Below are 1,265 nucleotides of genomic sequence, written 5' to 3'. Positions count from 1 at the left end.
CAGCAGTCAGGAGGTGGCCACCTCCTGACTGCTGGAGAGAGCGGGTCGAGTCAGGACAGGCCATGATGGGCCGCGAATGAGTATGACCGCCTCTTCTTTTCCTCGGGCCTGAACGGATACCTGGGAGAAAATCCCGGATGACAAGCATAGGACAATGGGAAATGGCACAGACATGCTCAAAGCTGGAGAGTCATGCCGTTGTTGTTGGCATTGACGTTTCCAAGGATCATCTTGATGCCGCTCAATATCCATCTGGTGACCTGATCCAGACTTCCAACGATACGAAAGGCCTCAGAACGCTTCTACGATGGATTGGCAGGCAACATGCTGTGCATGTTGTCTTCGAGGCGACCGGCCCTTTCCATCGTCAACTGGAAAGTCGTCTGGCCAAGGCCGGCATCCCATTCTCACGGATCAATCCGCGGCACGCAAGAAAGTTTGCTGAAGCCACCGGGAAGCTTGCAAAAACGGATCGGGTAGATGCCATGATGCTGGCCAGGATGGGGGCACTTCTTGAACCCAGGACGTCTACGATCTGCAACGAGCTGCAGTCTGCGCTCCAGGAGCTGGCATCTGGACGACGAAATCTGACCCGTGACAGGACAGCCCTGCTCAATCGCCAGCAAAACCTGCAGCTCAGTCTCCTAAAACGTCTGACACGCTATAGACTTCGTCAGATAGAGGCTCAGATCGCAGCCATCGATCAGGCAATCAGCGAACTGATCTCGACAGACGAGAGCCTCTCTCGAAAACGCACCATTCTGGTCAGTATTCCAGGTATTGGAGAGGCCACGGCTGCGATGCTGATCGCTGATATTCCCGAGCTGGGAACACTGGAAAATGGACAGGTTGCTGCGCTCGCAGGTCTGGCACCTGTCACCAGGCAGTCAGGAAAGTGGCAGGGTAAAAGCTTTATTCGGGGTGGTCGGATTCATGTCAGAAACGCCCTGTACATGCCTGCTCTGGTTGCCATGCGGCATAACCCTGACCTTCGAAGCATCTATCTTAGTCTGACGGATAAGGGAAAGCACGCAAAAGTGGCTCTGACTGCTCTCATGCGGCGTCTCGTCATTCTGGCGAATGTCCTGTTACGCAATGACAGGTTATGGGAACCACGCCACACTTGACCAAGACGGATACTCATAGCCAGAACAAGACGGTTGCGGCGAGGCAGACTGCCGAGAAGAAGACGGTCGGGCATCTGTCATAGCGTGTTGCGACCCGTCTCCAGTCCTTGAGCCTGCCGAACATGATCTCGATACGGT

General features: G+C 54.8%; 1 protein-coding gene and 1 pseudogene. One reads left to right on the top strand and one right to left on the bottom strand.

Annotated elements, in window-relative coordinates; all coding sequences use genetic code 11:
* Positions 1-161 precede the first annotated feature (161 nt).
* Entirely contained in the window at positions 162-1,127 is a 966-nt protein-coding gene (locus tag KMAL_RS16645) for an IS110 family RNA-guided transposase (protein ID WP_167400180.1), read from the top strand.
* A 13-nt stretch (positions 1,128-1,140) separates the two neighbouring features.
* Here KMAL_RS16645 and KMAL_RS17750 read toward each other — a convergent pair.
* Positions 1,141-1,265, bottom strand: a pseudogene (locus KMAL_RS17750) (IS5/IS1182 family transposase); the annotation flags it as partial.

This window comes from Novacetimonas maltaceti (assembly GCF_002906255.1).
GTDB classification, from domain to species: Bacteria; Pseudomonadota; Alphaproteobacteria; order Acetobacterales; family Acetobacteraceae; genus Novacetimonas; species Novacetimonas maltaceti.
This window is presented reverse-complemented; position numbering and strand designations above follow the sequence as displayed.